Below are 25,457 nucleotides of genomic sequence, written 5' to 3'. Positions count from 1 at the left end.
CGGCTTAATCGGGCGCAAACCGCGCGCGTAAAAGTGCCTTTTTTCTACCCGGGCTTCAATGGACAGGGCAAAAAGTGGTAATCTCGCCCCGTTCACGACCACTTTATGATGAAGGATTATTATGCGTTTTCTGCGTTTCTTGCGTCCCCTGCTCGCCGCCGTCACCCTGGTGGCCGCCACCGGCGGCGCCATGGCGGCCGATACCGGCTTTACCACGCTCCCGACGCCAGTGCGCACGGACACGGGCAAGAAGGTCGAAGTGGTGGAGTACTTCATGTATTCCTGCCCGCATTGCTACGCGCTCGATCCGCTGATGCACGACTGGGTCAAGAAGCAGGGCGACAAGATCGCCTTCCGCCGCATCCACCTGGCATTCTCCGGCCCGAAAGATCCGCAGGCGCACGCCTATGCCACCCTGGAAGCGATGGGCCAGCTGGACCAGTTCCACGACAAGATCTTCCGCGCCATCCACGTCGAGCGCAACCGCCTGAACCGCGATGACGCCATCCTCGACCTGCTGGTGAAGAACGGCATCGACAAGGCGAAATACCTGGACATGTTCAATTCCTTCGGCGTGCAGACCAAGCTGAAACGCAATGAACAGCTGATCACCGCCAGCAAGATCGACAGCGCGCCGACCATCGTCATCGATGGCCGCTTCGTCACGTCGCCGGCGCAGTTGTCGCGTCCTGGCCAGTCCGAGCCGCAGACCCAGGCGGCGACCCTGCGCGTGATGGATGAACTGGTGGCGCGCGTGCTGAAAGAGCGCGCTCCCGCGCCGGCGAAGAAGTAAGCGGAGATCGTCATGAAACAGCTGCCCTGGACCTTGTGCGTACTGGCCCTCGCCCTCGTGGCGTGGCTGGCGCTGGCGCTCGTCAACGTGGAAAATCAGCGCAATGCGCTGGTCACCAAGGCTTGCGTGGACCCCGCGTTCAAGAACGAGGTCGACGCGAAATGCCTGGCGTCCGTGCAGTCGCGCGAGCATTGGTGGCAGCATCTGACGTACGCCATGACGCATTTTAGAAACTGAATGCGCTTGCACCAAGAACCCGCCGCGCGCGGGTTTTTTTTCGTCCGCGTATGATGGAACCACAACTATCGAGGAGGGACGATGAAGGAAGTGATCTTGATTACCGGCAGCAGCCGCGGCATCGGCGCGGCGACGGCCCTGCTGGCGGCGCGCCAGGGCTATGCCGTGTGCGTCAACTATGTGCGCGATGCGCAGGCGGCCGGGGAACTGTGCGCGCGCATCGTGGCCGAAGGCGGCGAAGCCATCGCCGTGCAGGCCGACGTCAGCGATGCGCAAGACGTGGAACGCCTGTTTGCGGAAGTCGATGCGCGCCTGGGGATCTTGACGGCGCTGGTCAACAATGTGGGCGTGCTGGAGCGGAAATGCCGGCTCGTCGACATTTCCGCGCAACGCCTCGAACGCGTGCTGCGCACCAACGTGATCAGTTATTTCCTGTGCTGTCAGCAGGCCGTGCGGCGCATGTCGACGGCGAACGGCGGGCAGGGCGGACGCATCGTGAACGTCTCGTCGGTGGCCGCGCGACTCGGCTCCCCGGGCGAATACATCGATTACGCGGCCTCGAAAGGCGCCGTCGATACCTTGACCGTGGGCCTGGCGAAGGAAGTGGCGGCCGAGGGCATCCGCGTCAACGGCGTGCGGCCCGGCATCATCTATACGGATATCCACGCGTCGGGCGGCGAACCGGGACGGGTGGCGCGCCTGGCATCCGGCGTGCCCATGCAGCGGGGCGGCCAGCCGGAAGAAATCGCCGACGCCATCGTGTACCTGCTGGGGCCAGGCGCGACGTATGTGACGGGCAGCATCCTCGACGTGGCGGGCGGACGCTGATTTTCAAATGCGGCGAGTGATTGCTTCAATTGACAGGCCAATTATCAAGCGGGGCAATTCAATCCAGAATGGCGGTGTGCCATCTGCAGCAGGCACGCCGATCAACTCACCTGGAATGACCATGTCCGCTTTTGTTCCCGCCATCCTGGCCCTGTCGTTGCTGGCCGCCGTGCCAGCCCATGCCGCCGCCAACCTGCCCGTGCCGGCCCACCTTGCCGGCGCCGCCGTCACCGACAAGGTGGCCCTGGCGGCGCGTCGCTATGCCGCGTTCTGGCAGAGCGGCGATCCGGCCCTGGCGCGCCTGGCGCTGGCCGACGATTTTACCGATCGCAGCTTGCCCGCCGGCCGCCCGCAGGGACTGGCCGGCCCGCTGCAGGCGTCGCAGGTCTTTCACGCGGCCGTGCCGGATTTGCAGGTCGCCATCGACGACATGCTGGTGGCAGGCGACCGTGTCACTCTGCGCCTGCATTTCACGGGCCACTTCACGGGCGTCTTCCCCACGCCGCAGGGCGAAGTGCGCGGCAAGGGACAAGCCATCGACTTTTACGCGTTTGATCTGTACCAGGTCAATGCGCAGGGGCGCATCAGCGACAACTGGCACCTGGAAGACAACCTGACCCTGCTGCGCCAGCTGGGCGTGCTGGCGCAGTAATGATCACCTTCAGGCTTGCAGTGCTGCGAATTGCCGCAGCAGGAAGTCGGCCAGCAGGGCGATGCGCGGCGGCGGGAAGCGGCTGCGCCGGTACAGCAGGTTCAGGGGGACGCTATCGGCAAAGTAATCGTCGAGCACCGTTTGCAGGCGTCCCGCGCGCAGATCGTCAGCGATGTCGAGCAGGGATTTGTAGGCATAGCCATGGCCGGCCACGGCCCAGCGGCGGATGATTTCGCCATCGTTGCTGTGCCAGTGCCCCTGCGGGCGCAAGCCGTGGCGCTTGCCGTCTTCGCGGTAGCGCCATTCCTGCGGCGCGCCGTCGCCCGCCGTCAGCACGAGCGTCGGCAACGACGCCAGGTCGCGCGGCGTGGCCGGCACGCCAACCCTGGCGGCCAGCGCGGGCGCCACGCACACGACGCGCCGGCCCGGGTGCAGCAGACGCGCCACCATCTCGCTGTCGGGCAGCTCGCCGTAGCGGATGGCCAGGTCGATGTCGTCCTGCACCAGGTTGGACGTGGCGTCCGTCAGGGTCAGCGCATGGCGCACCTGCGGGTGCAGCGCGGCAAAGCGGTCGAGCATGGGTAGCAGCAGCTGGCGGCCGATGTCGGACGGCGCCGAGATGCGCACCACGCCGCGCACGGCGCCGCCGCCCGCATGCAAGCCGTCTTCCGCCTGCGTCAGCAAGTCCAGCGCCTGTTCGCTGTAGTGGCGGTAGTGCAGCCCCTCGTCCGTCAGGCGCAGCTGGCGCGTGGTGCGTTCGAACAGGCTGACGCCCAGCGCCGTTTCCAGGCGCGCGATGGCGGCGCTGGCGGCGGCCGGCGACAGGCCGTGCTTGCGGCCGGCCGCGGAAAAGCTGCCCAGCGCCGCGGCGTCGAGGAACAGGGTGATTTCCGCCAGGCGTCCGGCGCCGCCGCGGCTCATGCCGGGTGCGCGGCCGCCGGTTTCTGTGCCGGTGCCGAGTGGGGCGCGGAATGGGGCGTGATCACCACGGTGCAGGTGGTGCCGGCCACCAGCAGCTGGCCAGCCGGCTGCTCGTCGATGTGGATGCGCACGGGCACGCGCTGCGCCAGGCGCACCCAGTTGAAGGTGGGATTGACGTCGGCCAGCAATTCGCGGCCCGTGGCGGCGTCGCGGTCGGTGATGCCGCGCGCGATGCTCTCGATGTGGCCATGCAGGGTGCCGCCGCTCATCAGATTCATTTCCGCCTTGTCGTCCTGCGCCAGCATGCCCAGCTTGGTCTCTTCGAAATAGCCGACGACATAATAGGAGGCGCTGTCGATGACGGCCAGCTTGGCCGCGCCGACGGCGGCGAAATCGCCCTTGTGCACGTTCAGGTTGGTCACGTAGCCGCTGACGGGCGCGCGCACGGTGGTGCGTTCCAGGTTCAATTGCGCCAGGGCGCGGGCGGCCACGGCGGCCTGCACCTGCGACGAGGCCGAGCTGGCGGCAAAGGCCGCGCTTTCGCGGCTTTCCGTCGAGATGATGCTGGCGTCCAGGCCGGCGCGGCGCTGCGCTTCCTTGCCGCGGCGGCCCATCTCCGTTTTTTGCGCCGCCAGCACGGCGTCGGCTTGCGCCAGCGCGCTGACATAGCGTTCCTTGTCGACGACGAACAGCACGTCGCCCTTGTGCACCACCTGGTTGTCGCGCACCAGCACGTCCGTGACGGTGCCGGCCACGTCGGCACTGATGTTGACGATGTCGGCCTTGATGCGACCGTCGCGCGTCCACGGCGACTCCATGTAGCGGTCCCAGACGGTCTTGCCGATCCACAGGGCGGCGGCCAATAGCAGCAGGGTGATGGCATAGCGGGTCAGTTTGGTTACCATGTCGGCAGCCCTTCCTTGATCAGATTGAACATTTTTTTTATTTGAGCGTTATTGGTACAGCGATAAAGCCAGCGCGCCAAAGATGGCGATGAAGATGCACAGCCGCGCCAGCGACGGGTGCCACACCATGCGGTACACGCCCAGCCAGCCCAGCGCGCGGTCGAGCAGGGTTTGCAGGCCGATGCTGAGGATGAACAGGGGCAGCAGGGTGGGAATCAGGATTCCGAACAGGGCGAATTCACGCGGCATGGTGGTCTCCGGCGCCAGGCGCCATATGGTCGAGTAATGAGGTATAGATCGAGTGCAGGTCGGCCAGCGCCGTGTGCAGGCGCGCGCTGCGCTCGGGCGTGACGCCGGCTTCGTTCTGCGCCGCGCGCACCACGGCGCCCGCCTGCAGGGTGGCGGCCAGCGCCGCCTGCAGTTGCGTGTCGCCGCGCGTGCGCAGCCAGCCGGCGATGTGGTCCACGCACTGCTGCAGCGCATGACGCGTGGGGCCTGGCCGGGCGGTCGCGATCAGTTCGCGCAATTCGATCACCGAGTGGCCGATTTCCAGCAGGGTCAATGCCTGGCGCACGACGGCGCGCGTCGCCTCGCCCGGCGCCGGGCCGGCCGCCGCGTTGAGCTGGCTGAGCAGATCGCGCACGCGGTTGTCGAAACGGTGTTTCACGCGCCGCGCCGGCGCCGTGCACGCATGCAGCGCTTCGCGCCACAGGGCGCGGCCGATATGGTCCTTGTGGCCCATCGTGTGCTCGGGCAGCAGCACGGCAAAGACGAGGGCGGCCAGCATCAGGCCGACGATCAGGGCCATGCCCGTGTTGAGAAAAGCGGCGCCGTCGACATGCATCAGATTCGTCGGCGCCATCTGCGTGATGAAGGTCGACACGCCCAGGCCCACGCCCAGCTTGGCCGGATTCGTCATCAGGTACAGGCCGACGGCCAGGAAGGGCGCAAAACTGAGCACCAGCATGGGGAAGCCGTCGCCGTGCACCAGCACGAAGTACACGCACACGAGCGACAGCGGCATGGCGATCAGGAAGCCCGTCAGCACTTGCCGGATCATCATGATGGGCCGCGGCGAGGACGAGGCCAGCGCGCAGAACACGGCCGCCATCAGCATCGCCGTGCTGGCATAGGGCCAGGCGAGGAAGTAGGCGCCCAGCGCCAGCAGGGCCAGGCTGATGCCGGCGCGCGCGCCGCTGGCGATCACCAGCGCGGGCGGCGTCTTCGGCGCATACGCCTGCGGCGTGCTCACTTCCAGCGGCGTGTCGTGCACGAGGCTGAAATACACTTCGTGAAAGCGGCTCATGTCGCGCGCGAAGCGCTCGAGCAGCTCGCACACGGTGTCGAAATCGATGCGTTGCGCATGTGCGATGGTCGCGCCGTCGATGTCCATGCGCGCCTGGCCCAGCGCCGTTTGCAGATGCCGCTGCATGGTGTCGAGCGAGTCTTGCGACGGCGTCGCCTGCAGCGCCTCGGCGACGATGGCGTACAGGGGCGCGCAGGCCTGCATGACCTGGTTTTCGCCATCGCGCTGCAGGCGGTCGAACAGGCGGTGGAAAGTGTAGAAGGTCGTCAGCGCCGTCATGAAGGTGGCGTTGAAGGCGTGCAGCTTGCGGTTTTGCGCGCGCACGTGACCGACCTTGCTGGTGACTTCGAACAGGGCGGCCGAGCGGCCCAGTTCCAGCGCCGCCACGTCGGCGGCAAACTGCAGATGCGTCAGTTCCACCTGCGCCGGCGTGAGCTTCTGCTGCAGCACGTCCTGGCAAAAGGTGAGGAATTTGCCGTAGCGCGCCTGCACCGTGCGCATCACCTGCGTGCCCTGGTGGCGCGGCAGCAGCACGCTGGACACGGCCGCCGAGCAGATGATGCCCAGGCCCACTTCGGCCACGCGCGTGACGGCCAGCGCGAACACCTGCATCGGCTGCTCGATGGCGGGCAGCACGATCATGCAGGCGGTGTAGCCGGCCAGCACATACACATACGACTGGGCGTTGCGGTGCAGGGCCGAGCCGCTCGTGCACAGACCCACCCACAGGGCCAGGCCCGCGAACAGCAGCACGGGCTGCTGCGGGAACAGGCCGATCAGGGTCAGCGCGGCCGTGCATCCGAGCAGGGTGCCGCACAGGCGGTAAAAGCTTTTTTCCAGCACCATGCCGCTGCTGGGCAGGGCCAGGATGATGGTGGTGGTCATCGCCGTGCTGGGCGAATCGAGGCCCAGGCGGTAGGCCAGCCACAGGGCGCAGAAGGACGCGATGAGGGTCTTGACGACGTAGATCCAGCGCTCGCCTTCCGTCGTGCGCCAGTCCTGCAGCGCCAGCGCCAGCCAGCGGGCCGCCCGGGTCAGGGGGCCATCTATGGGTGTTGTTGTGGCTGGCGTCATCGATAGGCTATCAGTTCTGGTTGTTGAGATTGTTCAGGTTGCGCAATTGGCGCATGTACAGCTTGTCGAGCACTTGCAGCTCTTCTTCCGTAAACCCTTCGTACAGGGCCGAGGTTTCCTGGTACACGTCGGGCAGCGCCGTCTCGATCAGGGCGCGGCCCTTGTCGGTCAGCGAAATCATCACGGAGCGGCGATCGCCGGGACGCGTGCCGCGGTGGATCAGGCCGCGCGTCTCCAGGTCATTGCACACACGCGTCAGGTTGGCCGGCTTTTCATGGCACGCCATGCCCAGGGTGCAGGCGTTGGAGGTTTCGTCGTCCGTGCCGTACAGCACGGCCAGCACCATGTAGCTGGCATCGACCAGGTCGTGCTTTTTCAGCGCGGCATTGGTCAGGTCCTTCATGCCTTTTTGAATGTGGTACGTCATGCGCAACAGGCGCATCAGTTCCATGGGGAAGCCTGGCATGCGCGTGCGGATGTTTTGCAGCCGCTTGGAGGTGGCGTCAAAAGCGGTCATGTCATATTCCTTCATGTGTGAATAAAGTTCCGATTGTATCTTGTTGGGCTAGGGCAATGCCAGGATTGCAAGCTCAGATGCCGCCTCCTAACGCATTCATCAAGGAAACGTAGAGATCGAGCTCGCGCGCCCCATTCTGCGCCTGCTGCTGTTCTTCCGCCAGCAGCGCCACTTGCGTGTTGAGCATGGCGATGGCGTCGCTCATGCCCGCCTTGTACGCCTTTTCCGCCAGGTCGCGCGCGCGCTGCGCCGTGGCCAGCGCCTGCACGGTCAGCTGGTGCTGTTTGGCTAGCGATTGCGCCTTGGTGACGGCGTTGGCCACGTCCGACATGGCGTTGATGACGGTGGCGTTGTACTGCTCCACGGCGCCGTCGTACGCGGCCGTCTGGCTGCCCAGCTGGGCGCGCAGGCGGGCGCCGGCAAAGATCGGCAGGCTCAGCGCGGGCGAGACGCCGCGGATGTCCGAGTTGGCGTCGAGAAAATGGCTGAAGCCGAAGGCCTGGAAGCCGGCGAAGGCCACCAGGTTGACGTTCGGGTAAAACTCGGCCTTGGCGGCATCGATGCGCTGCGCCGCCGCTTCGACTCGCCAGCGCTGGGCGGCGATGTCGGGCCGGCGGCCGATCAGGTCGGCCGGCAGGGCGGCGGGAATGGCCAGCGGCTGGTCCAGGCGCAGCACGGGGCGCGTGAGCGCCGCACCGGCCGCCGGACCCTTGCCCGCCAGCGCCGCCAGCTGGTTGCGCAGCAGGGCCAGCGATTCGGCCGACTGTTCCAGCTGGCGGCGGCCGGCCGGCAAGGTGGTTTCGATCTGCGCCACGTCGATGTCCGTGCCGATGCCGGCTTGCTTGCGCTGGCGCGTGATGTCGAGGATGCGGGCGCGCTGTGCCAGGCTGCGTTCGATCACGTCCTGCAGCTGGAATTCATACGACAGCTGGATGTAGGTGCGCACCAGCGCCGTTTCCAGGGCCAGGCGCGCCATCTGCGATTCGGCCGAGGCCATCTGCACGTCGCCCAGGGCGGCGGACAGGGCGGCGCGGTTGCGGCCCCACAGGTCTAGGTCGTACGAGGCCGTGACGGTGGCCTGGTTGCGCCACGCGTAATTGCCGGCCAGCGGCGCCGGCGTGCTGCCGTGCTGCGAATACAGTTCGCGGTTGATGGAGACATTCGCGTCCGCCTGCGGGCGGGTCTTGTCCTCGGCCGCGCCGGCCAGCGCCTCGGCCTGGCGCACGCGCGCCTGGGCGCCACGCAGGGTGGGGCTGTCGGCCAGCGCCTGGTCCATCAGACGGTTCAATTGGGGGTCGTGCAAGTCTTGCCACCATTGCGTGCGCGGCCATTGTATGGCGGCGCTGGCGGCGGCATCCATGGCCTGGCTGGCCTGCAGCTTGTTGGCGTCGAGCATGGCCGATTGCGGCGCGATATGGCCCATGTCGGCGCAAGCGCTCAAGGCAAGGATCAGGCTGACGGCAAGCAGACGGCGGTGCAGGGACATGCAGGGACTCCGGGGTGGATGGTGTCGGGGGTGTGGCTGGGGAAATCACAGCTCGCCGCGGTGAGCGCCGGGAGTGGCCCGGGTGCTGCGCCGCAACTGAGTTGTTACTGACTGAAACCGGCTGACTGGTTTCTTATTTCACGACGTGCTTGGTCGTTTGCGCGACATCAAAGTCCGCTTCCGTTTGCGGGATCAGGCCAGCCTTGCGGGCGGCGTAGAACTCGGCCATGACTTGCTCGCGCGTCACGTTGCTGGCGGCGGTGGCCGGCGTTTTCGGATAGTCGACTTCGCTCGTGGCGATTTCGCCGGCGTTGCGGGCACGGATGTATTCGGCCGTGACGTCAGCGCGCGTGAGTTGCTGGCTGGCAGCTGCAGGCGCGGCGCTTTGGGCGAAAGCCGAGGTGGCGGTGGTGATGGCAAACAATGCTGCGATCAGTGATTTGGCTTGCATGATAAGACTCCAATATGTGCATGATGGCTGGGTGGATGGGCCGGCTCGCCACGTACCGGTCGGTTCGGCGGCATGGCGCTGGTGGGCGCCGTGCCGCCGATGAAGCAGTTTCTGGATGAGAAGATGCTTACTTGAATTAACTATAGCAATGAATAGTACATTTGTGAAGTAATTTTTGAAAATAGTTGTGCGTCGCCGCATTTCCCCTGCGGAAAATGCCGTGCAGGCGTGCGCCGCTGGCCGGGCCGGGGGAGTAAGCTGGTTTTTTTATCAAGGGGAGTCGACCATGAGCGGCAGCACACTCGATCCGGACAATTTGCCCGTCACGCCCGACCGCGTCCTGGGCAGCGGCCATGGCAAGGGCGCGCTGGGGCCCAGCGACAGCTCCGACAGCGGCAGCGACATGCAGGGTGTGCCTGGCCAGGATGCGGAAGAGCTTGATAACGACAGCGACGCGGCCGGCACGGGCGAGCGGGCCGGCGTGGAACCCCACAACGCGTCGCCCGATGGCGGCGACATCGACGTCGATCATGTGGAGAGCCTGGTACCCGTGCCGCCGGCGGAAGGGGGCGAGGGCGAAGCGCGCGCACCGCAGGCGCCGCTGCCGCGTCGCTGATGCCAGCGTCCGGCCGCAAATTGCTGCCGCGCTCGCGCCATCAGCGTAAAATGTGGTCAAGGCGGCGTGCGCGCCGCCATGGCCAGCCGGCCGGCACAGGATAGGATGTCAGAGGATGCAAACGCAGATGTCGGAAGAGAAAGAAAAAGACTTGATGTCGATGTACCGCGAGACGCGGCCGCGCGAGTTTTTTGGTGAGAAAAGTGACACCAATCACCTGGCCTGGAGTGTGCTGGTGGTGTTGCTGGCGCTGGCGTTCTGGCTCGTCGTGGCCCTGGCGGCGGCGGAGAACCAGCGCCATGCCCTGGAAACGAAGGTGTGCCAGGATCGCGTGTTTCCCACGGAAATCGACATGTCTTGCTTGAAACAGGTCAAGTCGCGCGATCACTGGTGGCAGCACGTGGGCCACGCGCTGGTGCGGATGGGCGCCTGACCCGGGCGCGGTCTGGCCGAACTTGGCGGCCGCTGCCAGGGCAGTTGCGGTGATGGAGCGACAGTGCGGGAGGCGCCATGCCACGCGATCACTCGCGCGAGCAGCCGCAATGGCTGCTGGCGCGCCACAGTGCCTTGACGGCGCGCCAGTTGCTGCGCGCCTATGGCGTGCTATGCCTGTTTTCCCTCGTGATTGCCGCCGCCTTTGCGCTGCGCGGCCTCTGGGCCATTCCTGCCTTTTCGTTCGCCGAACTTGGCCTGGTGGCCATCGCCCTGCAGCATCACCTGCGCCACGCGCGCGACTATGAGCACATCGCCCTGCGCGACGGCGAGCTGATCATCGAACAGGTGAGCGCCGGGCGTTGCCTGCGCCACCACTTTGCGCCGTGGCGCACGCGCGTCGAAGTGCCGAGCTGGCCGCGCCAGTTGATACGCATCCAGGATATCGGCCATGGCGGCGCGCAAGTGGACGTGGGCGTGTTCGCCACGCCGGAACGGCGCCGGCAAGTGGCGCAGGAACTATGCGCGCTGCTGCCGCCCTATTTAGGCCCGTAAAACTGGAACGTTTGTACCACCAGCAAGGTGGTGGGAAAGCCGGTGAGCGTCTTGAATTCCTTCGCGCCCGTGATCTTGTAGGCGCCGGCCTGGAACGCTTCGCCTTCCTTCCAGCTGTGATCCTTCATGGCAAACTGCAGCAGGCGCTTGTCGTTATAGCGGTAGCTGAAGATGGTGTAGGCGCCGACGCGGCTGGTGACGACGAAGCGTTCATCGCGCTCGTCGGCGATGAGCAGGATGCCCGGATAGCGGCTGATGCCCGCCTCCTCGTTCTGGATCCTGAGGATCACATCCGTAAAGCTGCATTCGGCGTCGCGGATCTTGTCGCGCTTCGTGGCGATCTGCATGACCTCGTCGTAGCTCTTGCCATGCGTAATCGACCACGACGGCGCGTCGCAATAATTGGCCGCGCCGGCGTTGGCCGCGCACAGCAGCAGGCAAAGCGTCGTGACAGTGATGGTTTTCATGGTGTCTGGTTGCGGGCAGGGATGTTGTGAAGCCGGCAGTCTAGCGCCAGACCGCCGGCTTCACAAGCACCGGGGAGCGCGTGCTCAGACGGCCCGCGACGGTCCTTCCCACAGATTGATATGGCCTTCGCGCGCCTGCACGTCGATGGCGGCCAGCTCGTCGGCCGTGAACGACAGCTGCTGCAGCGCGGCCACGTTTTCGCGGATTTGCGCGCTGCTGCTCGCGCCGATCAGGGTCGAGGTGACGCGGGGATCGCGCAATACCCAGGCCAGCGCCATCTGCGCCAGGGTTTGCCCCCGCTGCGCGGCGATCTGGTTCAGGGCGCGCACGCGGGCCAGGTTTTCCGCGCTCAGGTGCTTCTGCAGCAGCGAACCGCCGCCGGGACGGTTGACGCGCGCATCCTGCGGCACGCCATCGAGGTATTTGTCGCTGAGCAGCCCCTGCGCCAGTGCGGTAAACGTGATGCAGCCCATGCCTTGTTCTTGCAGGGTATCGAGCAAGCCGTCTTCCTCGATCCAGCGGTTGAGCATGTTGTAGGCGGGCTGGTGGATCAGACACGGCACTTTCCATTCCTTCAGCAGAGCGGCGGCCTCGGCCGTCTTTTGCGGAGAATACGAGGACAGGCCCACGTACAGCGCCTTGCCCTGTTGCACGGCGGTGGCCAGCGCGCCCATGGTTTCTTCCAGCGGCGTGTCGGCGTCGTAGCGGTGCGAGTAAAAGATGTCGACGTAGTCGAGGCCCAGGCGCCGCAAGCTCTGGTCCAGGCTGGCCAGCACATATTTGCGCGAACCGCCGCCCTGCCCGTACGGGCCGGGCCACATGTCCCAGCCCGCCTTGGTGGAAATGATCAATTCATCGCGGTACGGTAAGAAATCGTCGCGCAGCAACTTGCCGAAATTGCTTTCCGCGCTGCCATATGGCGGGCCGTAGTTATTCGCGAGGTCGAAATGCGTGATGCCCAGGTCGAAGGCCGTGCGCAGCATGTCGCGCTGCGAAGCCAGATGGTTACTGTCGCCAAAGTTGTGCCACAACCCCAGGGACAGCAGCGGCAGTTTCAGCCCGCTGCGCCCGCACGTGCGGTAGGGCATGTTGTCGTAACGGTTCTCGGCGGCGTGGTAGGTCATGGCATCTCCTGCTTGAATGAAGCGCCTATTTTCGCGCAAAATCAAGGTCGATGTGCGTGCGCCTTGTATATGGCCGGGCGCGCCTTACAATGGGCGTTCAGGAGTCTCGCAAGGAGCGGTCATGGAAATCGAATTGAAACTGTTGCTGGCGCCGCAAGACGCGCCCCGTCTGCGCGCGCACCCGTTGCTGGCGCAGTGCGCGCCACCAGCGCCGCAGGTGCTGCAGATGCACGATATCTATGTCGATACGCCCGATTTGCAGCTATGCCGCCATCAGGCGGGCTTGCGCGTGCGCCAGGTGGACGGGCGCTGGGTGCAAACCCTGAAGGCGGGCGGCACGGTCAGCGGCGGCTTGCACAGCCGCCACGAATGGGAAGGCGACGTTGCCGGGCCGCAGCCGGACCTCGCCGCGCTCGACGCCGCCATCGGCCGCAAGCAGCCCATCCGCGCGCTGCTGCGCCAGGACGCCATCCGCGACGCCTTGCAGCCCGTGTTTACTACGCGCATGGAGCGTACCGTATGGCAGTTGCGCACGCCGCAGGGCGACGAGATCGAATGCGTGCTGGACCAGGGTGTCATTGAAAGCGGCACGGATGGCGTCGCGCGCAGCGTGCCCGTCAGCGAGATCGAACTGGAGTTGAAGCAGGGGCAAGCGGCCAGCCTGTTCGACGTGGCGCTGGCCCTGCTGCAGGACGTGCCGCTGCAGCTGGGCCACATGAGCAAGGCGGAACGCGGTTACCGCCTCGCGACGGCGCAGCCGCCGCAGGCGGTCAAGGCGCAGCCCCTGGCGCTGGACGCCGCCATGTCGGTGGAACAGGTGTTCCTCGCCATCGCCGGCAATTGCCTGGAGCAGGTCAGCGGCAACCAGGATGGCGTGGCGGCGGGCGAGGACGTGGAAAGCGTGCACCAGATGCGCGTGGGCCTGCGCCGCTTGCGCTCGGCGCTGGCCATGTTCAAGTCCCTGCTGGTGTTGCCGGACGGCTTGATGAGCGAACTCGATTGGCTGGGCGGCGCGCTGGGCGAGGCGCGCGACTGGGATGTGCTGGCTGGCGACACCCTGGCGCGGCTCGATGGCGAGGCGCAAGCGGACGCGGCGGCGCTGGCGCAGGCGGCGCACGCGCAGGCGCGGGTCAAGCACGTGCAAGCGGCCCAGGCCGTCATGTCGGCGCGCTACACGGCTTGCATGCTGGGCTTGCAGCGCTGGCTGCAGGCGCGCGCCTGGCGCGACAGTTGCTCCGTGCGCCAGGTGCGGCGTCTGGACGCACCCATCTGCCCGTTTGCCCGCGCCACCCTGCGCAAGGATCAGCGCCGCCTGGTGAAGCGCGGCAAGCGCCTGCTGCATGCCACGCCGCAGCAGCGCCACCGGGTGCGCATCGCGGCCAAGAAGACGCGCTATGCGACGGAATTCTTCTCTTCGCTGCTGGTCGCGCGCGTCGTGCAGCCGTATGTGGGGCGGCTGTCGGCCCTGCAGGATGAACTGGGCTGGCTCAACGATGTGCAGGTGGCCGACCGGCTGCTGCAGCAATTGCCCGATGTGCAGACTGGCCAGGCTGACCAGTCCGCCCAGGACGGGCTGCGGCAGCACGCGGCCTTCGTGCGCGGCTATCTGGCGGCGCGCTCCCAGGCGCAGGGCAGCGATGGCCGCATGCACAAGGCCTGGCGGCGCTTCAAGGCGGCCCGCTTCCCGGCCTGAGCGGCCCTGGCGGTGGCGTGCGGCCCCCCTAGGCCAGCGGACGTTGCAACTGGCGTTCGAGGATGGCCAGCGGCGACTTGTGCGGGGCGGCCATGGCGCGCACGGGCAGCAGCCAGGTTTGCTCCAGCGCATGCTGTCCCCGCAGGGCCGCGTGCGAGACCGCGTCGCTGAAAACGATCCAGGTCTGTCCCGGCGCGAACGCATGCGTGTGCTGTTCCACCTGCGCCTGGTAATCCAGGTCGGCTTTCATGGCGTCGTGCAGCTGCAGCATGTAGTGATCGTAGGCCGTGCGCCGCGACTTGGTCACGTGCAGCCATTCCAGCAGGGCCGCCAGCACGGGTTGCGGACGCTGTGCGACGGGCAAGAAACGCTGCGCCACCTGCTCGAAAGGCGCGCCCAGTTTCCACACGCGGGGCGCGCCGCGCGGGTGGATGTTGCTGAAGACGCGCAGGATGCGCCGGCCCTGCGTGGGCGAGGAGGGAAAGCTGTCGACATGCAGGCGCGTATCGTCCTTGCGCCAGGAACTCACGCGCCCGGCGATTTCCACGGGACGAAAGCTGCCCTTGCCTTGCTGCAGATGGGGAGCATAGCCAGGCAGCAAGCCGGCCAGCAAGCGCCGCGTGTGCTCCGCATAGCGCCGCATCAGCGCGGCCAGCAGGGCCGCATCGTAGGCATCGCCGTGGCCGCGCACGCCGCGCGCCGGTTCCCAGCTGATGTTCTTGGCGCTGTTGGCGTTACCCACCGCGCCGTTGAGCAGGGCGTGCTCTTCCTGTTGCAAGGGAAAGCCCAGGCAGGGCAACAGCACGACCCGCCCATTTTCGAGCGCCTGCAGCGCCGCCGCCTGTTGCGTGGCGCTGCCGTTGGCGTCCCATTGGCGCAGGGGGATGTCGACGAGTTTGTTCATGGCATACACGGGAGGAAGATCCGAGCAGACAGTATGGGCGCTTGCCGCCCGCTCCCGTTTGCGCTGGCGCAGCTTCAGCTCACAGTTTGCTGTTCTGGCAGCCGGCGCTCACGCATTCGCGCACGCGGTCCTGCAGGAATTGCGCGCGCTCGATGGTGGTGCGCGTGGCGCAATCGAGGTTCACATAGAAGCCCGAGCCATCCTTTTTCGAGCATCGCTCGTTGCGCTCGCTGATCCAGGAAAGCTGGCCCGCTTTCAGCTTTTGCTTGCCGCCGGCATCGAGCTGGGCAGCGAGCTTCTTGTAATTGGCGTTGAGTTCCTTGTCCGCTTCCTGGTACACCTTGTTGAGGCAATACAGGCCGTCGAAGTCGTTGCGCGGCGTGTCGCAGGCCGAGTTGGCGAAGGCGGAACCGGAGGCGCAGAGCAGCAGGGCGAGCAGGCATTTTTTCATGGCAGGCTTTCGATAAGGGGGGAGGGAGGTGCACGAGCATGTCAAGCTCTTGTGCATCGTATAACATTTCCCGTCCTGGCCCCTGCACGCTTGCGGCGCCGCGCGGCCAGGGCGCCGTCAGTAGGCCAGGCGGCCCGGCACGCTCACCTCGATCTGCGTGCCGGCGCCGGGGCGGCTGTCGATGCGCAGGCTGGCCCCGATGCCGGCGGCGCGCTCGCGCATGCCGACCAGTCCCCAGTGGCCGGGCCGCTGGCCCGTTTGCGCCACGGCGTCATCGAGGCCGCAGCCGTCGTCGCGCACGCGCAGGGTGAATGCCCGCTCCGCATAGTCGAGTTCCAGCACGATGTTTGCCGCCTCCGCATAGCGCGAGGCGTTGAACAGCGCTTCGCGCGCGATGGCATAGACCTCGTCATGCACGCGCGGCTGCAGGCGCCGGCAAGTGCCGCTGACATGCACTGTGAAGGCGTGCGCGCGGTGCTCGGCCAGGCCCTTGCCGAATTGCTGCAGCGCCAGGCGCAGTTCGTCGGGTTCGGCCGAGGCGCGCAAGTCCATGATCTGGTCGCGGCCTTCGATCAGCAGCTGGTCGGCCAGATTGAGGGTGCCATCGAGGCGCGCCCGTTCGCGCGTGCCCTTGGGCAGCATGTCCGCATGCGCATGGAACGACAGGATCAGGCCCTGCACGCTTTGCAGCAGGGTGTCGTGCAGCGAACGGGCGATGCGCGAGCGTTCGGCCAGGCGCTCCTGCAAGCGTTCCTGCAGCCGTTCCTGCATATTGCGCGTCAGGTGGCGGATGCGCAGCACATAGCCGCCATACAGCAGCAGCGCGCCGCCCAGCGCCAGCAGCACCACGAACCACGGCGTTTGCACGAAGGCGGGCGCGATGACGATGTCGAGCCCCGTCCCCTGCGTGTTCCAGACGCCGTCTTCGTTGGCGGCCGTGACGTCGAAGCGGTAGCGACCGGGCGCCAGGTTGGTGTAGTACGCTTCGCGCCGTCCCACCGCCTCCTGCCAGCCGGCGTCCACGCCCGCCAGCCGGTAGCGCAGGCGCACGCGTTCCGGCATCGACAGGCTCAGGGCCGTGAAGCCGATCTGCAGGCTCTTGCTGCCTTGCGGCAGGTGCAGCGGCTTGCCATCGTCCAGGGCATAGCGCACGCCATCGGCCAGCAAGCTGTGGATCTGCACGGGCGGCGGCAGGCGATTGCGGCGGATATGCAGCGGGTCGAGCATGGCGATGGTGGCCGAGGTGGAAAACCACAGCTTGCCATCGGGCGCGTGGATCAGCGAAGGCACGGGGCGCAGTTGCGAGGCGTGGCCCTGTAAGCCGTCGAGCGCGTCGAAGCGTTCCGAGACGACGGCGCTGCCGTCGCGCAGCCACGCGGCCAGGCTGGCGGCGCCGATATGATCGATGCCATCCGCGCCATGCAGCCACAGGTCGCCGTCCGGCAGGCGCACGATGCCCGACACGCCGCGAAACGCCGCGCCGTGTGCGCCGCGCAGCATCTGGAAGCGGCCGGCGCGGTACAGGGCCACGCCGTTTTCGCCGCCGGCCCAGATCATGTCGCCATCGCGGTACAGCTGCAGCACGGTGCCCACCTGCAGGCCCTCGGGCCCGCCGAGGCGCCTGACGGCGCCCGCGCGCTGGCCGTCGGTCACCAGGCTGACCGTATTGTCGGCATGCCCCAGCCAGACGGTGCCGGCGCCATCGATCGCCATGGCCGTGGTCAGCGCCGCGGGCAGGCCGGACAGGCCGCCGTTGGCCATCCATTTTCCTTCGCTCAGACGAAACAGGCCGCCGCCGGAAAACGAGGCCCACAGCGCGCCCGAACGGTCCTGCTGCAGCGCCTGCGGATCGAGCCCCAGCACGGGCGGCACCACGCGCGTCATGGCGCCGTTGCGCGCGCGATGGTGCAGCTCCTGCTCGTTGCCCAGCCATAGCGTGCCGTCGGGCGCCCAGTGGCTGGCCGCCAGCGTCCCTTTCAGTTCCACTTTTTTCACCCCGTCGGCGGTAAAGCTGCGCACGTCGCCCACGTAGTCGCCGATCCACACGTCGCCATCGGGTCCCGGCAGCATGCCGGGATGGTCGAAGGGTACGGCGACGGGCAGGGTCTGCAGGCGGTTCGGCCGCAGCCGGTCCAGGCCCGTCGAGGTGCCGAACCATAGATTGCCTTCGCGGTCCTGGAACGACGTTTGCGGCAGCGGGCCGCTGATGCCGTTCTGGCGCGTCAGGCGCTGGGCCGGCAGGCCGGGGCCGGAAGGATCGAACTTGCGTTCGATGCCATCGGGCTGCATCAGCCACATGGTGCCGGCGCGGTCGAAGCGCAGGCCGTTGCCCGTGGCGTCGGGCCGGATGGACGCATCGCCGCGCGGCGCGCTGGTGCGCACGCGATAGTAATGGCTCTGGTTGTCGACGGCCCAGATGGCGCCATCGGGCGCTTCATCCATGCTGACGAGCATGGTGCGTGGCCAGGCATGGGAAAAGCGCGCCTGGCCCGGCTTGCGGAAAAAGACGCCATGCATGGTGCCCATCCACTGCGTGCCGTCGCGCCCGAACAGGATCTGGTACACGCGCTTGTCGGGCAGGCCGACGTTGGCGGCCTGCGCTTCGAAGCGGTTGGCGCCCGGCGCCAGCCGCGCCGCGCCATCGCGCGTGCCGACCCAGATGGCGCCGTCGGGCGCCGCCTCGATATGGAACACGGCGCCTGACGGCAGTCCGTCCGCTTCCCGGTAGGTGCGCGTGGCGCCCTGGCGAAAGACGCTGACGCCGCCGAGGCGGTAGCCGACCCAGACGGCGCCGTCCGGCGGCGTGGCCAGCCCCAGCACATTGCTCGATGGCAGGCGGTGGCCATACACGCTGTCGACGCGGTCGAAGCGCACGCCATCGTAGCGGTACAAGCCGGTGGCCGTGGCGATCCACAGCCAGCCATCCTGGCCCTGGGCGAATTTCAGCACATCGACGGGCGCGCCCTGCAAGGCGCCCCAGGCGTTGTGGGTATAGTCGGACAGCAGGGGCGATGGAGCGGCCGCGCACGCGTGCAGGTGGCACGCCAGCAGGGGCAACAGCAACAGGCGGCGCAACAGGCGAGCGGGCATCGGGGCAGGGCGAGGTGGGAGGATGTTGATTGTAGCGCAGCGCCCTGCCGTGCAGCGGACAAAAAAAAGCCTGCACCGTGTGGCGCAGGCTTCTTTTCGCCCTACGTTGGCAAGGACCGCTTACGCGAAGTTCTTGGCAACGAAGTCCCAGTTGACCAGGCCCCAGAACGTTTCCACGTACTTGGCGCGCAGGTTGCGGTAGTCGATGTAGTAGGCGTGTTCCCAGACGTCGCAGGTCAGCAGCGGCTTGTCGCCGGTGGTCAGCGGGCAGCCGGCGTTCGAGGTGTTGACGATGTCGACGGAACCGTCGGCTTTTTGCACCAGCCAGGTCCAGCCCGAACCGAAGTTGCCCACGCACGACTTGGTGAATTCTTCCTTGAACTTGTCGAACGACGACCATTTGGCGTTGATCGCGTCAGCCACGGCACCCGCAGGTGCGCCGCCGCCGGCCGGCTTCATGCCGTTCCAGTAGAACGTGTGGTTCCATACTTGCGCCGCATTGTTGAAGATGCCGCCCGACGATTTCTTGATGATTTCTTCCAGCGACAGGTTCTCGAACTCGGTGCCCTTGATCAGGTTGTTCAAGTTGGTGACATACGCCTGGTGATGCTTGGCATAGTGGTATTCCAGGGTTTCTTTCGAAATATGCGGCGCCAGAGCGTCCATTTCATACGGCAGTGGTGGCAGAGTATGTTCCATGTGATGTCCCTTTGTGGTGAGTGTTCGGAGTCTTCCAGCCTGTGGCCGGAGGGTTGAGCCAAGCTTGCTTGAAGCAGGCATTCTTGCTGAACGAGCCACTATTGTAAAGCGGATGCGCCATTGCTGCAGATTCCCGCATGCGTTGCGGATACTGGTAGCGTATTGATTCTCGTTCAGGAAAATAGTGGTATAGGGTGAAGCGTCAGCACCTTGAGAAACCGTAGCGAGCAAGCCCGATATCGGGTTGAGTAGCGCAGCTGTACAAAAAGTACAGCGAGCAACGCCGACCCGAGAGTGGGCTGCGCAGTAGGTTTATCATGGTGCAATCCTTAGCGGATGCGTCGGGTGGTTTCCCTGACGATCAGTTCCAGAGGCGGAATGGCCGCCTGCACGGCTTCGCCATTGATCAGGCCCAGCAGCGCTTCGGTGGCGATGCGGCCGATGTCGTACAGGGGCTGGTGGATGGTCGTCAGCGGCGGCGTCGTGTAGGACGAGCCGGGCAAGTCATCGAAACCGACGAGCGAGATATCGTCGGGCACGCGGATGCCCTTGCGGTACAGGCACAGGCGCACGCCATAGGCGGACAGGTCATTGGCGGCGAAGACGGCGCTGAATTGCTGCTGCGTGTCGAACAGATGGTTCATGGCCAGCATGCCGCTGGCCTCGTGGAAGTCACCTTCCACCATCAGCTTCGGGTCGATGGCGATGTCCGCCTCGCGCAGCGCGCGCTGGTAGCCCGTCAGGCGCTCGGCCGCATCCGTGTTGTTGGCCGGGCCGGCGACAAACGCGATGCGGCGGTGGCCCAGTTCCACCAGGTGGCGCACGGCCAGGTAGGCGCCGTATTCATTGTCGAGCTTGAAGCCGATGGCGCTTTTCGTGGCCAGCAGGCGGCCCGTCGAGACGATGGGCCGCTGCTGCGAGAAATCGAGCACGCTCTCGTCCGAGATGCGTCCCGACAGCAGGATGATGCCGTCGACTTTTCTCGCCAGCAGCAGGCGGATGCGGTCGGCCTCCTCTTGCGCATTCCAGTGCCCGCTGACGATGACGGAGGCATAGCCCGTGTCTTTCAAGCCGTCGTCCACGCCGCGCAGGCTTTCGTCGAAGAAGGGGCTGGAAATATCCTGTACCACGATGCCGATGGTCATCGAGCGGCCCTTCTTCAAGCCTTGCGCCATCTGGTTCGGCGCGAATTTCATCTGCGCGATCGCCGCCAGCACGGCGTCGCGCTTGTCATCGGAGACCCTGGCCGTGCCATTGAGGATGCGCGAGACGGTGCTGGGCGACACGCCGGCCTGGCGGGCCACGTCGAGCAGGGTGGAGGGGGGAGCGGCGTGGGCGCTAGCGTTCAAGGTGATTCCTGGTATCAAGATGGCTGGTTGTCAGTGCTCTGAAAACCTTTTCAGTGAAAGATTACCATAAATGCCCGCAGGGCCGTAGGTCGGGCGGGCCCGGCGGGCGTAAGCCGACATATTGTTGGCCGTGCACGTCGGCTTACGCGCTTGCGCACCTCGGCGGCCCCGCTCACCCGACCTACTTATGAAAACGTTTTCACAAAAAACAACAGCAAGCCCTGGAACCTGATTTTCACCTTTTTCATAGGAGAACACGCGCCATGACGTGGGTCCTTCCGCGCTGCCCTCAGTAAAAATGACAACTTTTTCGGTTGACTTGATTTTCTTTGCGGTGTTAAATGGATACATGTTGTGAAAACGTTTTCAAGATAGAAGACGCTCAATAATCGGAGATGAAATAATGAAGTCAAGCATCCTTGGCGCGGCCCCGCTGGCAGCGCTGACCCTGGCCTGTGGCGTGTCCGCCGCGCCCGCAGCCGTCCCGCCGGCCGCCGCCTTGCCGGCCCTGGCCCCCGCCACCATTACTGTCGCCTCGTTCCCCGACCTGGACCGCGCCGTCAAGACGGCCTTGCCCCTGTGGGAAAAGCTGTACCCGCAAGTGAAGGTCAAGCTGGTCAGCCTGCAGATCGACGACCACCATAACTCGATGACGACGGCGCTGGCGGCCGGCGCGCGCCTGCCCGACGTGATGGCCATCGACTTCCGCTACGTCGGCAGCTTCGCCGAATCGAAGGGCATGGAAGACCTCTTGCAGCAGCCGTACGGGGCAGGGCAGTACCGCGCCCAGTTCGTGCCGTTCACCTTCGTGCAGGCCACCAGTTCGCGCGGCACCCTGGGCGCCATGCCGGCCGACCTGGGACCGGGCACCCTGTTCTACCGCAAGGACCTGATGGACAAGGCGGGCATCAAGGAAAGCGACTTGACGGCCTCGTGGGAGTCGTACATCGCCGCCGGCAAGAAGCTCAAAGCCGCCACCGGCACCTACCTGCTGGCCGGCGCCAGCGACCTGGCCGATATCTATATCCGCGCCAACCTGAAAGATGGCGAAGGCATCTACTTCGGCGACAAGGGCCAGGTGCTGGTCGATTCGCCCCGCTTCGTCAAGGCCTTCGAACTGGCCAAGGCGGCGCGGGTGGCCGGCATCGATGCGCGCACCGTGGCCTGGACGGGCGAGTGGGCCGAAGGTTTTAAACGCGACAAGGTGGCCAGCCAGATGATGGGTTCCTGGCTCAGCGGCCACCTGGCCAAGTGGCTGGCGCCCGATTCCAAGGGCCAGTGGCGCGCGGCGAACCTGCCGGCCGGCGCGCTGGCGTCCTACGGCGGCTCCTTCTACGGCATTCCGAAAAAAGCGGCGAACAAAACCCAGGCCTGGGAATTCATCAAGTTCATGACCGTCAACAAGGATATCCAGCTGCATTCGCTGAAGGAAATCGGCGCCTTCCCGGCCCTCAAGGCGGCGTATGCGGACCCGATGATGGACGAGCCGCAGCCATATTTCGGCGGCCAGAAGACGCGCCTGCTGGCGCGCGACACGGCGGCGAAGATCCCCGTCATCCGCGTCGACAAGTTCGACGCCGTGGCGCGCGACATCGTCAACATGGAACTGGAAAGCGTGCTGGCGCAAAACAAGGATATCAAGACGGCCCTGGCCGACGCCAAGGCCCTGATCAACCACCGCGCGCGGCGCTAGGAGCAGCATGACTACCTCCATGCCTTGTACCGAGGGCGCGCCCGCCGCGGCTGCGGCGCGGCCCGCAAAAAAACGCTTCAACATGAAGAAGTGGGCGCCGTACATCTTCATCAGCCCCTTCTTCATTTTGTTCGCCGTCTTCAGCCTGTTCCCGCTGCTGTTTTCCATCTATCTGTCGTTCAACCAGTGGGAAGCGGCCAGCGGCGTGGAAGCCATGCAGTGGGTGGGCCTGGACAACTACAAATATGCCTTGAGCGACCCGTGGTTCCTGCGCTCGCTGGGCAATACCGTGTGGCTGGCGCTGGCCTCGGGCGTGCCGCAGCACCTGGTGGCCATTCCGCTGGCGGCGTTCATTCACAACAGCTTCAAGCGCTCGCGCAACCTGGTGATCGGCATCTACTTTTTACCGTTCATTACCTCCAGCGTGGCCATCGCCATGGTCTTCAACACCCTGTTCTCGCGCGACTATGGGCAGATCAATGTGCTGATCCAATGGTGCGCCAGCCTGCCGCTGATCGGTGGCCTGTTCCCGGCGGAATCGATCGACTGGCTGGGCAGCTCGCTGTTCATCAAGCCGGCCGTCGCCTTCGTCATCTTCTGGCGCTACCTGGGCTGGAACCTGGTGCTGTACCTGTCCGCGCTGCAGGTCATCCCCAAGGACCTGTATGAAGCGGCCACCATCGACGGCGCCTCGACACGCCAGCAATTCTGGTACATCACCCTGCCGCAACTGCGCCCCATGATCTACCTGGCCGTGACCCTCACCATCATGGGCAATCTGCAGCTGTTCGAGGAGCCATTCGTGCTGGTGGCCGAATCGAGCGGCGTGAGCCAGTCGGTGATGACGACGGCCATCTTCGTCTACAAGACGGCGTTTTCCTCGGGCGACTTCGGCACGGCGTCGGCCATTTCCTGGCTGCTGTTCCTCATCATCGCCAGCACCACCTGGGTCAACAACCGCATCTTCAGCCGCAATGAACGTAAGGAGGCCAAATGAAAACCACCCGCTGGACGGCCTACGCCATGGTGGCCATCGGCGCCCTGATCATGGTCGCGCCGTTCTACTTCATGTTCGTCTTCGCCACGCACACGAGCGCCGAGATCTACAGCCTGCCGCCGCCGCGCTGGTTCGGCACGGCCCTGCTGCACAACCTGGAGCTGCTGCAGGAACGCCTGCCGTTCTGGCGCAACATCGGCATCAGCCTGTACGTGGCCCTGATGACGACGGCATTGACCCTGTTCTTTTGCTCGCTGGGCGGCTATGCCTTCGCCATGTACGAATTCCGCTTCAAGCGGCCCCTGTTTACCCTGGTGATGGCGTCGATGATCATCCCGTCGTTCATGAACATGATCCCCACCTTCATGCTGATGGATTTTCTCGGATGGCTGGACCAGCCGCGCGCCCTGTACGTGCCGGGAGCGGCCGGCGCGCTGGGCATTTTCCTCATGCGCCAGTACATCGGCACGGCCATTCCGAAGGACCTGATCGAGGCGGCGCGCATCGACGGCTGCGGCGAATTTGCCATCTACTGGCGAGTCGTGCTGCCGCTGATCGGCCCCGCCATGGGCACCCTGGGCCTGATCACCTTCATCAACTCGTGGAACAATTTCATCACGCCGCTGGTCGTCATGCGCTCGGTCGAGAACTACACGATCCCGCTGGCCCTGCGCAGCATGCAGGCGCCGAACAACACGGAGTGGGGCGCGCTGATGACGGGCGCCGCGATCGCCGTGCTGCCGCTGCTGCTGATGTTTTTTGTCGCCTCGAAGCGCCTGATCGAGGGCCTGACGCAAGGCGCCGTCAAAGGCTGATGCACTCACTTATTTCAACCCCTCACACTGATACCACCACCATGCACAACGACGACATTGACACCAATTTCCCCGCCACCTTCACCTGGGGCGTGGCCACCAGCGCCTACCAGATCGAGGGCGCCGCCGCCATCGACGGTCGCGGCCCGTCCATCTGGGATACCTTCAGCCACACGGATGGCAAGATCATCGACGGCAGCAATGGCGACGTGGCCTGCGACCACTATCACCGCTACCTTGATGACGTGGAGCTGATCGCCAGTCTGGGCGTGAACGCCTACCGCTTTTCCATGTCCTGGTCGCGGGTGCAGCCGACGGGCTCCGGCGCCTGGAACGAGGCTGGCTTTGCCTTTTATGCGCGCCTGCTCGACGCCCTGGCCGCCAAGGGACTCGACGCCCACCTGACCCTGTACCACTGGGATTTGCCGCAAGCCTTGCAAGACGAGGGCGGCTGGCTCAATCGCGCCACCTGCTACCACTTCGCCGCCTACGCTGCCGAGGTGGCGCGCCGCTTCGGCCACAAGGTCGTCAGCATCGCCACGCACAACGAACCGTGGTGCACGGCCGTGCTGGGCCACGGCACGGGCCAGTTCGCCCCCGGCATGGCCGATCCGGCCGCCGCCGTGCAAGTGTCGCACCATCTGCTGCTGTCGCACGGCCTGGCCATGCAGGCGATGCGCGCGGTGAACGCGCCGGCGAAACTGGGCATCGTGCTCAATCAGTGGACGGCCACGCCGGCCACCGACAGCGCCCAGGACCGGGAGCTGGCCGAACTTGAATATGCGCGCTCGGTGCAGTGGTATATGGACGCCATCTTCAAGGGCCGCTACCCGGCCCTGGCCCTGAAACACGTCGACGCTTCCGCTTTGTCTATCTTTGAAAACGATTTCACAGATATCAAACAGCCCATCGATTTCCTCGGCGTGAACTACTACACGCGCGCCTTCATGAGCGCCGAGACGCCGCCGCGCAAGCCCGAATGCAAGCTTGGCGTCAACGACATGGGCTGGGAAACCTACCCGCAAGGCTTGACGGAGCTGCTCGTGGGCCTGCACCGCGAATACCGGCTGCCGCCCGTCTACATCACGGAAAACGGCATGGCCGTGGCCGACAAGCCCGTCGACGGCAAGATCCACGACGAGGCGCGCATCGAGTACGTGCGGCTGCACCTGGACGCCTTGCGCGCCGTGATCGCGCAGGGCATCGACGTGCGCGGCTATTTCTACTGGAGCCTGATGGACAACTTCGAGTGGAACTCGGGTTACGCCAAGCGTTTCGGCATGCTGTACGTCGATTACGCCACGCAGCAGCGCAGCTTCAAGGACAGCGCCCTGTGGTACCGCGACTTCATCGCCGCCCAGCGCGCATCCCACGCCGCAGCCCTGGTGGAGGAGCACTGAC

The 25,457-nt window shown here is 65.7% G+C and carries 26 protein-coding genes; 12 read left to right on the top strand and 14 right to left on the bottom strand.

From position 1 onward, the window contains the following. The first annotated feature begins 121 nt into the window (after positions 1-121). The 4 genes from GCN78_RS11190 to GCN78_RS11175 all read left to right on the top strand — a co-directional run bounded on the left by GCN78_RS11190 (position 122) and on the right by GCN78_RS11175 (position 2,510). On the top strand, positions 122-793 hold the full coding sequence (locus GCN78_RS11190) for a thiol:disulfide interchange protein DsbA/DsbL (RefSeq protein ID WP_076567474.1): 672 nt from the start codon (positions 122-124) through the stop codon (positions 791-793). Between the two features lie 12 nt (positions 794-805). Beyond that, entirely contained in the window at positions 806-1,030 is a 225-nt protein-coding gene (locus tag GCN78_RS11185) for a hypothetical protein (protein WP_152251772.1), read from the top strand. A gap of 81 nt (positions 1,031-1,111) precedes the next feature. After that, positions 1,112-1,858, top strand: coding sequence for an SDR family oxidoreductase (locus tag GCN78_RS11180; protein ID WP_152251771.1), 747 nt, complete (start codon positions 1,112-1,114; stop codon positions 1,856-1,858). A 121-nt stretch (positions 1,859-1,979) separates the two neighbouring features. Further along, positions 1,980-2,510 (top strand): ester cyclase, encoded by a 531-nt coding sequence (locus GCN78_RS11175; protein ID WP_226939579.1) that lies wholly within the window; start codon positions 1,980-1,982, stop codon positions 2,508-2,510. 9 nt (positions 2,511-2,519) lie between these two features. On the opposite strand, the gene GCN78_RS11170 is transcribed toward GCN78_RS11175, so the two are convergent. The 7 genes from GCN78_RS11170 to GCN78_RS11140 form a co-directional block, all read right to left on the bottom strand. Next, entirely contained in the window at positions 2,520-3,431 is a 912-nt protein-coding gene (locus tag GCN78_RS11170) for a LysR family transcriptional regulator (RefSeq protein ID WP_152251769.1), read from the bottom strand. Next, entirely contained in the window at positions 3,428-4,336 is a 909-nt protein-coding gene (locus GCN78_RS11165) for an efflux RND transporter periplasmic adaptor subunit (RefSeq protein WP_152251768.1), read from the bottom strand. Before GCN78_RS11165 ends, GCN78_RS11170 begins: the two co-directional genes overlap by 4 nt. Before the next feature lie 48 nt (positions 4,337-4,384). Next, the gene (locus GCN78_RS11160) at positions 4,385-4,585 is read right to left on the bottom strand and encodes a DUF1656 domain-containing protein (protein WP_152251767.1); all 201 of its coding nucleotides are present in this window, start codon (positions 4,583-4,585) and stop codon (positions 4,385-4,387) included. Beyond that, on the bottom strand, positions 4,575-6,716 hold the full coding sequence (locus tag GCN78_RS11155) for an FUSC family protein (RefSeq protein ID WP_226939578.1): 2,142 nt from the start codon (positions 6,714-6,716) through the stop codon (positions 4,575-4,577). Before GCN78_RS11155 ends, GCN78_RS11160 begins: the two co-directional genes overlap by 11 nt. A gap of 10 nt (positions 6,717-6,726) precedes the next feature. After that, complete coding sequence (locus GCN78_RS11150; protein WP_046682655.1) at positions 6,727-7,233, bottom strand: MarR family winged helix-turn-helix transcriptional regulator; 507 nt, start codon at positions 7,231-7,233, stop codon at positions 6,727-6,729. A 73-nt stretch (positions 7,234-7,306) separates the two neighbouring features. Then, entirely contained in the window at positions 7,307-8,719 is a 1,413-nt protein-coding gene (locus GCN78_RS11145; protein ID WP_152251766.1) for an efflux transporter outer membrane subunit, read from the bottom strand. Between the two features lie 133 nt (positions 8,720-8,852). Then, positions 8,853-9,170, bottom strand: coding sequence for a DUF4148 domain-containing protein (locus tag GCN78_RS11140; protein WP_151093213.1), 318 nt, complete (start codon positions 9,168-9,170; stop codon positions 8,853-8,855). Positions 9,171-9,456: 286 nt separating this feature from the next. Here GCN78_RS11140 and GCN78_RS11135 point away from each other — a divergent pair, with 286 nt between their 5' ends. The 3 genes from GCN78_RS11135 (at position 9,457) to GCN78_RS11125 (ending at position 10,773) form a co-directional block, all read left to right on the top strand. Next, complete coding sequence (locus tag GCN78_RS11135) at positions 9,457-9,786, top strand: hypothetical protein (protein WP_152251765.1); 330 nt, start codon at positions 9,457-9,459, stop codon at positions 9,784-9,786. A gap of 115 nt (positions 9,787-9,901) precedes the next feature. Beyond that, complete coding sequence (locus GCN78_RS11130; protein ID WP_152251764.1) at positions 9,902-10,219, top strand: hypothetical protein; 318 nt, start codon at positions 9,902-9,904, stop codon at positions 10,217-10,219. Between the two features lie 77 nt (positions 10,220-10,296). Continuing rightward, complete coding sequence (locus tag GCN78_RS11125) at positions 10,297-10,773, top strand: DUF2244 domain-containing protein (RefSeq protein WP_152251763.1); 477 nt, start codon at positions 10,297-10,299, stop codon at positions 10,771-10,773. Here GCN78_RS11125 and GCN78_RS11120 read toward each other — a convergent pair. Together GCN78_RS11120 and mgrA are read right to left on the bottom strand one after the other, a co-directional pair. Then, complete coding sequence (locus tag GCN78_RS11120) at positions 10,758-11,240, bottom strand: hypothetical protein (protein ID WP_152251762.1); 483 nt, start codon at positions 11,238-11,240, stop codon at positions 10,758-10,760. The two genes, GCN78_RS11125 and GCN78_RS11120, sit on opposite strands and share 16 nt — an antisense overlap. Positions 11,241-11,324: 84 nt before the next feature. Further along, positions 11,325-12,365, bottom strand: coding sequence for an L-glyceraldehyde 3-phosphate reductase (gene mgrA, locus GCN78_RS11115; protein ID WP_152251761.1), 1,041 nt, complete (start codon positions 12,363-12,365; stop codon positions 11,325-11,327). Between the two features lie 121 nt (positions 12,366-12,486). Here mgrA and GCN78_RS11110 point away from each other — a divergent pair, with 121 nt between their 5' ends. Next, on the top strand, positions 12,487-14,058 hold the full coding sequence (locus GCN78_RS11110; protein ID WP_152251760.1) for a CYTH and CHAD domain-containing protein: 1,572 nt from the start codon (positions 12,487-12,489) through the stop codon (positions 14,056-14,058). A gap of 28 nt (positions 14,059-14,086) precedes the next feature. Here the strand turns inward: GCN78_RS11110 and GCN78_RS11105 are convergent, their stop codons facing one another. The 5 genes from GCN78_RS11105 to GCN78_RS11085 form a co-directional block, all read right to left on the bottom strand. Next, positions 14,087-14,962, bottom strand: a complete 876-nt coding sequence (locus GCN78_RS11105; protein WP_152251759.1) for a Kdo hydroxylase family protein — start codon at positions 14,960-14,962, stop codon at positions 14,087-14,089. A gap of 79 nt (positions 14,963-15,041) precedes the next feature. Further along, positions 15,042-15,413, bottom strand: coding sequence for a lysozyme inhibitor LprI family protein (locus GCN78_RS11100; RefSeq protein ID WP_152251758.1), 372 nt, complete (start codon positions 15,411-15,413; stop codon positions 15,042-15,044). Positions 15,414-15,530: 117 nt separating this feature from the next. Continuing rightward, positions 15,531-18,503: a sensor histidine kinase gene (locus tag GCN78_RS11095; RefSeq protein ID WP_152251757.1), complete on the bottom strand. Its 2,973-nt coding sequence runs from the start codon at positions 18,501-18,503 to the stop codon at positions 15,531-15,533. Between the two features lie 120 nt (positions 18,504-18,623). Further along, positions 18,624-19,202, bottom strand: a complete 579-nt coding sequence (locus GCN78_RS11090; RefSeq protein WP_034751750.1) for a superoxide dismutase — start codon at positions 19,200-19,202, stop codon at positions 18,624-18,626. A gap of 329 nt (positions 19,203-19,531) precedes the next feature. Continuing rightward, positions 19,532-20,551, bottom strand: coding sequence for a LacI family DNA-binding transcriptional regulator (locus tag GCN78_RS11085; protein ID WP_152251756.1), 1,020 nt, complete (start codon positions 20,549-20,551; stop codon positions 19,532-19,534). A gap of 403 nt (positions 20,552-20,954) precedes the next feature. Between GCN78_RS11085 and GCN78_RS11080 the strand changes: the two genes are divergently transcribed. The 4 genes from GCN78_RS11080 to GCN78_RS11065 are packed head-to-tail and all read left to right on the top strand — an operon-like array spanning position 20,955 to position 25,456. Then, the gene (locus GCN78_RS11080) at positions 20,955-22,244 is read left to right on the top strand and encodes an extracellular solute-binding protein (protein ID WP_152251755.1); all 1,290 of its coding nucleotides are present in this window, start codon (positions 20,955-20,957) and stop codon (positions 22,242-22,244) included. 7 nt (positions 22,245-22,251) lie between these two features. After that, positions 22,252-23,241 carry a carbohydrate ABC transporter permease gene (locus GCN78_RS11075; RefSeq protein WP_226939577.1) on the top strand — a complete coding sequence of 330 codons (990 nt, stop codon included), beginning with the start codon at positions 22,252-22,254 and terminating at the stop codon, positions 23,239-23,241. Continuing rightward, a complete protein-coding gene (locus GCN78_RS11070) occupies positions 23,238-24,056 on the top strand; it encodes a carbohydrate ABC transporter permease (RefSeq protein WP_152251754.1) in 819 nt (272 codons plus the stop codon). Before GCN78_RS11075 ends, GCN78_RS11070 begins: the two co-directional genes overlap by 4 nt. Positions 24,057-24,097: 41 nt before the next feature. Continuing rightward, a complete protein-coding gene (locus GCN78_RS11065; RefSeq protein ID WP_152251753.1) occupies positions 24,098-25,456 on the top strand; it encodes a GH1 family beta-glucosidase in 1,359 nt (452 codons plus the stop codon). The last annotated feature ends 1 nt before the right edge of the window (position 25,457 follow it).

This window comes from Janthinobacterium rivuli (assembly GCF_009208735.1).
GTDB lineage: Bacteria > Pseudomonadota > Gammaproteobacteria > Burkholderiales > Burkholderiaceae_D > Janthinobacterium.
This window is presented reverse-complemented; position numbering and strand designations above follow the sequence as displayed.

Coding starts and splice junctions, on each gene's coding strand:
- GCN78_RS11070 (WP_152251754.1), top strand. CDS start 23,238: ATGAAAACCACCCGCTGGACGGCCTACGCCATGGTGGCCATCGGCGCC.
- GCN78_RS11080 (WP_152251755.1), top strand. CDS start 20,955: ATGAAGTCAAGCATCCTTGGCGCGGCCCCGCTGGCAGCGCTGACCCTG.
- GCN78_RS11170 (WP_152251769.1), bottom strand. CDS start 3,431: ATGAGCCGCGGCGGCGCCGGACGCCTGGCGGAAATCACCCTGTTCCTC.
- GCN78_RS11190 (WP_076567474.1), top strand. CDS start 122: ATGCGTTTTCTGCGTTTCTTGCGTCCCCTGCTCGCCGCCGTCACCCTG.
- GCN78_RS11180 (WP_152251771.1), top strand. CDS start 1,112: ATGAAGGAAGTGATCTTGATTACCGGCAGCAGCCGCGGCATCGGCGCG.
- GCN78_RS11135 (WP_152251765.1), top strand. CDS start 9,457: ATGAGCGGCAGCACACTCGATCCGGACAATTTGCCCGTCACGCCCGAC.
- GCN78_RS11145 (WP_152251766.1), bottom strand. CDS start 8,719: ATGTCCCTGCACCGCCGTCTGCTTGCCGTCAGCCTGATCCTTGCCTTG.
- GCN78_RS11140 (WP_151093213.1), bottom strand. CDS start 9,170: ATGCAAGCCAAATCACTGATCGCAGCATTGTTTGCCATCACCACCGCC.
- GCN78_RS11125 (WP_152251763.1), top strand. CDS start 10,297: ATGCCACGCGATCACTCGCGCGAGCAGCCGCAATGGCTGCTGGCGCGC.
- GCN78_RS11160 (WP_152251767.1), bottom strand. CDS start 4,585: ATGCCGCGTGAATTCGCCCTGTTCGGAATCCTGATTCCCACCCTGCTG.
- GCN78_RS11095 (WP_152251757.1), bottom strand. CDS start 18,503: ATGCCCGCTCGCCTGTTGCGCCGCCTGTTGCTGTTGCCCCTGCTGGCG.
- GCN78_RS11150 (WP_046682655.1), bottom strand. CDS start 7,233: ATGACCGCTTTTGACGCCACCTCCAAGCGGCTGCAAAACATCCGCACG.
- GCN78_RS11100 (WP_152251758.1), bottom strand. CDS start 15,413: ATGAAAAAATGCCTGCTCGCCCTGCTGCTCTGCGCCTCCGGTTCCGCC.
- GCN78_RS11110 (WP_152251760.1), top strand. CDS start 12,487: ATGGAAATCGAATTGAAACTGTTGCTGGCGCCGCAAGACGCGCCCCGT.
- GCN78_RS11090 (WP_034751750.1), bottom strand. CDS start 19,202: ATGGAACATACTCTGCCACCACTGCCGTATGAAATGGACGCTCTGGCG.
- GCN78_RS11155 (WP_226939578.1), bottom strand. CDS start 6,716: ATGACGCCAGCCACAACAACACCCATAGATGGCCCCCTGACCCGGGCG.
- GCN78_RS11185 (WP_152251772.1), top strand. CDS start 806: ATGAAACAGCTGCCCTGGACCTTGTGCGTACTGGCCCTCGCCCTCGTG.
- GCN78_RS11075 (WP_226939577.1), top strand. CDS start 22,252: ATGACTACCTCCATGCCTTGTACCGAGGGCGCGCCCGCCGCGGCTGCG.
- GCN78_RS11105 (WP_152251759.1), bottom strand. CDS start 14,962: ATGAACAAACTCGTCGACATCCCCCTGCGCCAATGGGACGCCAACGGC.
- GCN78_RS11165 (WP_152251768.1), bottom strand. CDS start 4,336: ATGGTAACCAAACTGACCCGCTATGCCATCACCCTGCTGCTATTGGCC.
- GCN78_RS11130 (WP_152251764.1), top strand. CDS start 9,902: ATGCAAACGCAGATGTCGGAAGAGAAAGAAAAAGACTTGATGTCGATG.
- mgrA (WP_152251761.1), bottom strand. CDS start 12,365: ATGACCTACCACGCCGCCGAGAACCGTTACGACAACATGCCCTACCGC.
- GCN78_RS11175 (WP_226939579.1), top strand. CDS start 1,980: ATGTCCGCTTTTGTTCCCGCCATCCTGGCCCTGTCGTTGCTGGCCGCC.
- GCN78_RS11120 (WP_152251762.1), bottom strand. CDS start 11,240: ATGAAAACCATCACTGTCACGACGCTTTGCCTGCTGCTGTGCGCGGCC.
- GCN78_RS11065 (WP_152251753.1), top strand. CDS start 24,098: ATGCACAACGACGACATTGACACCAATTTCCCCGCCACCTTCACCTGG.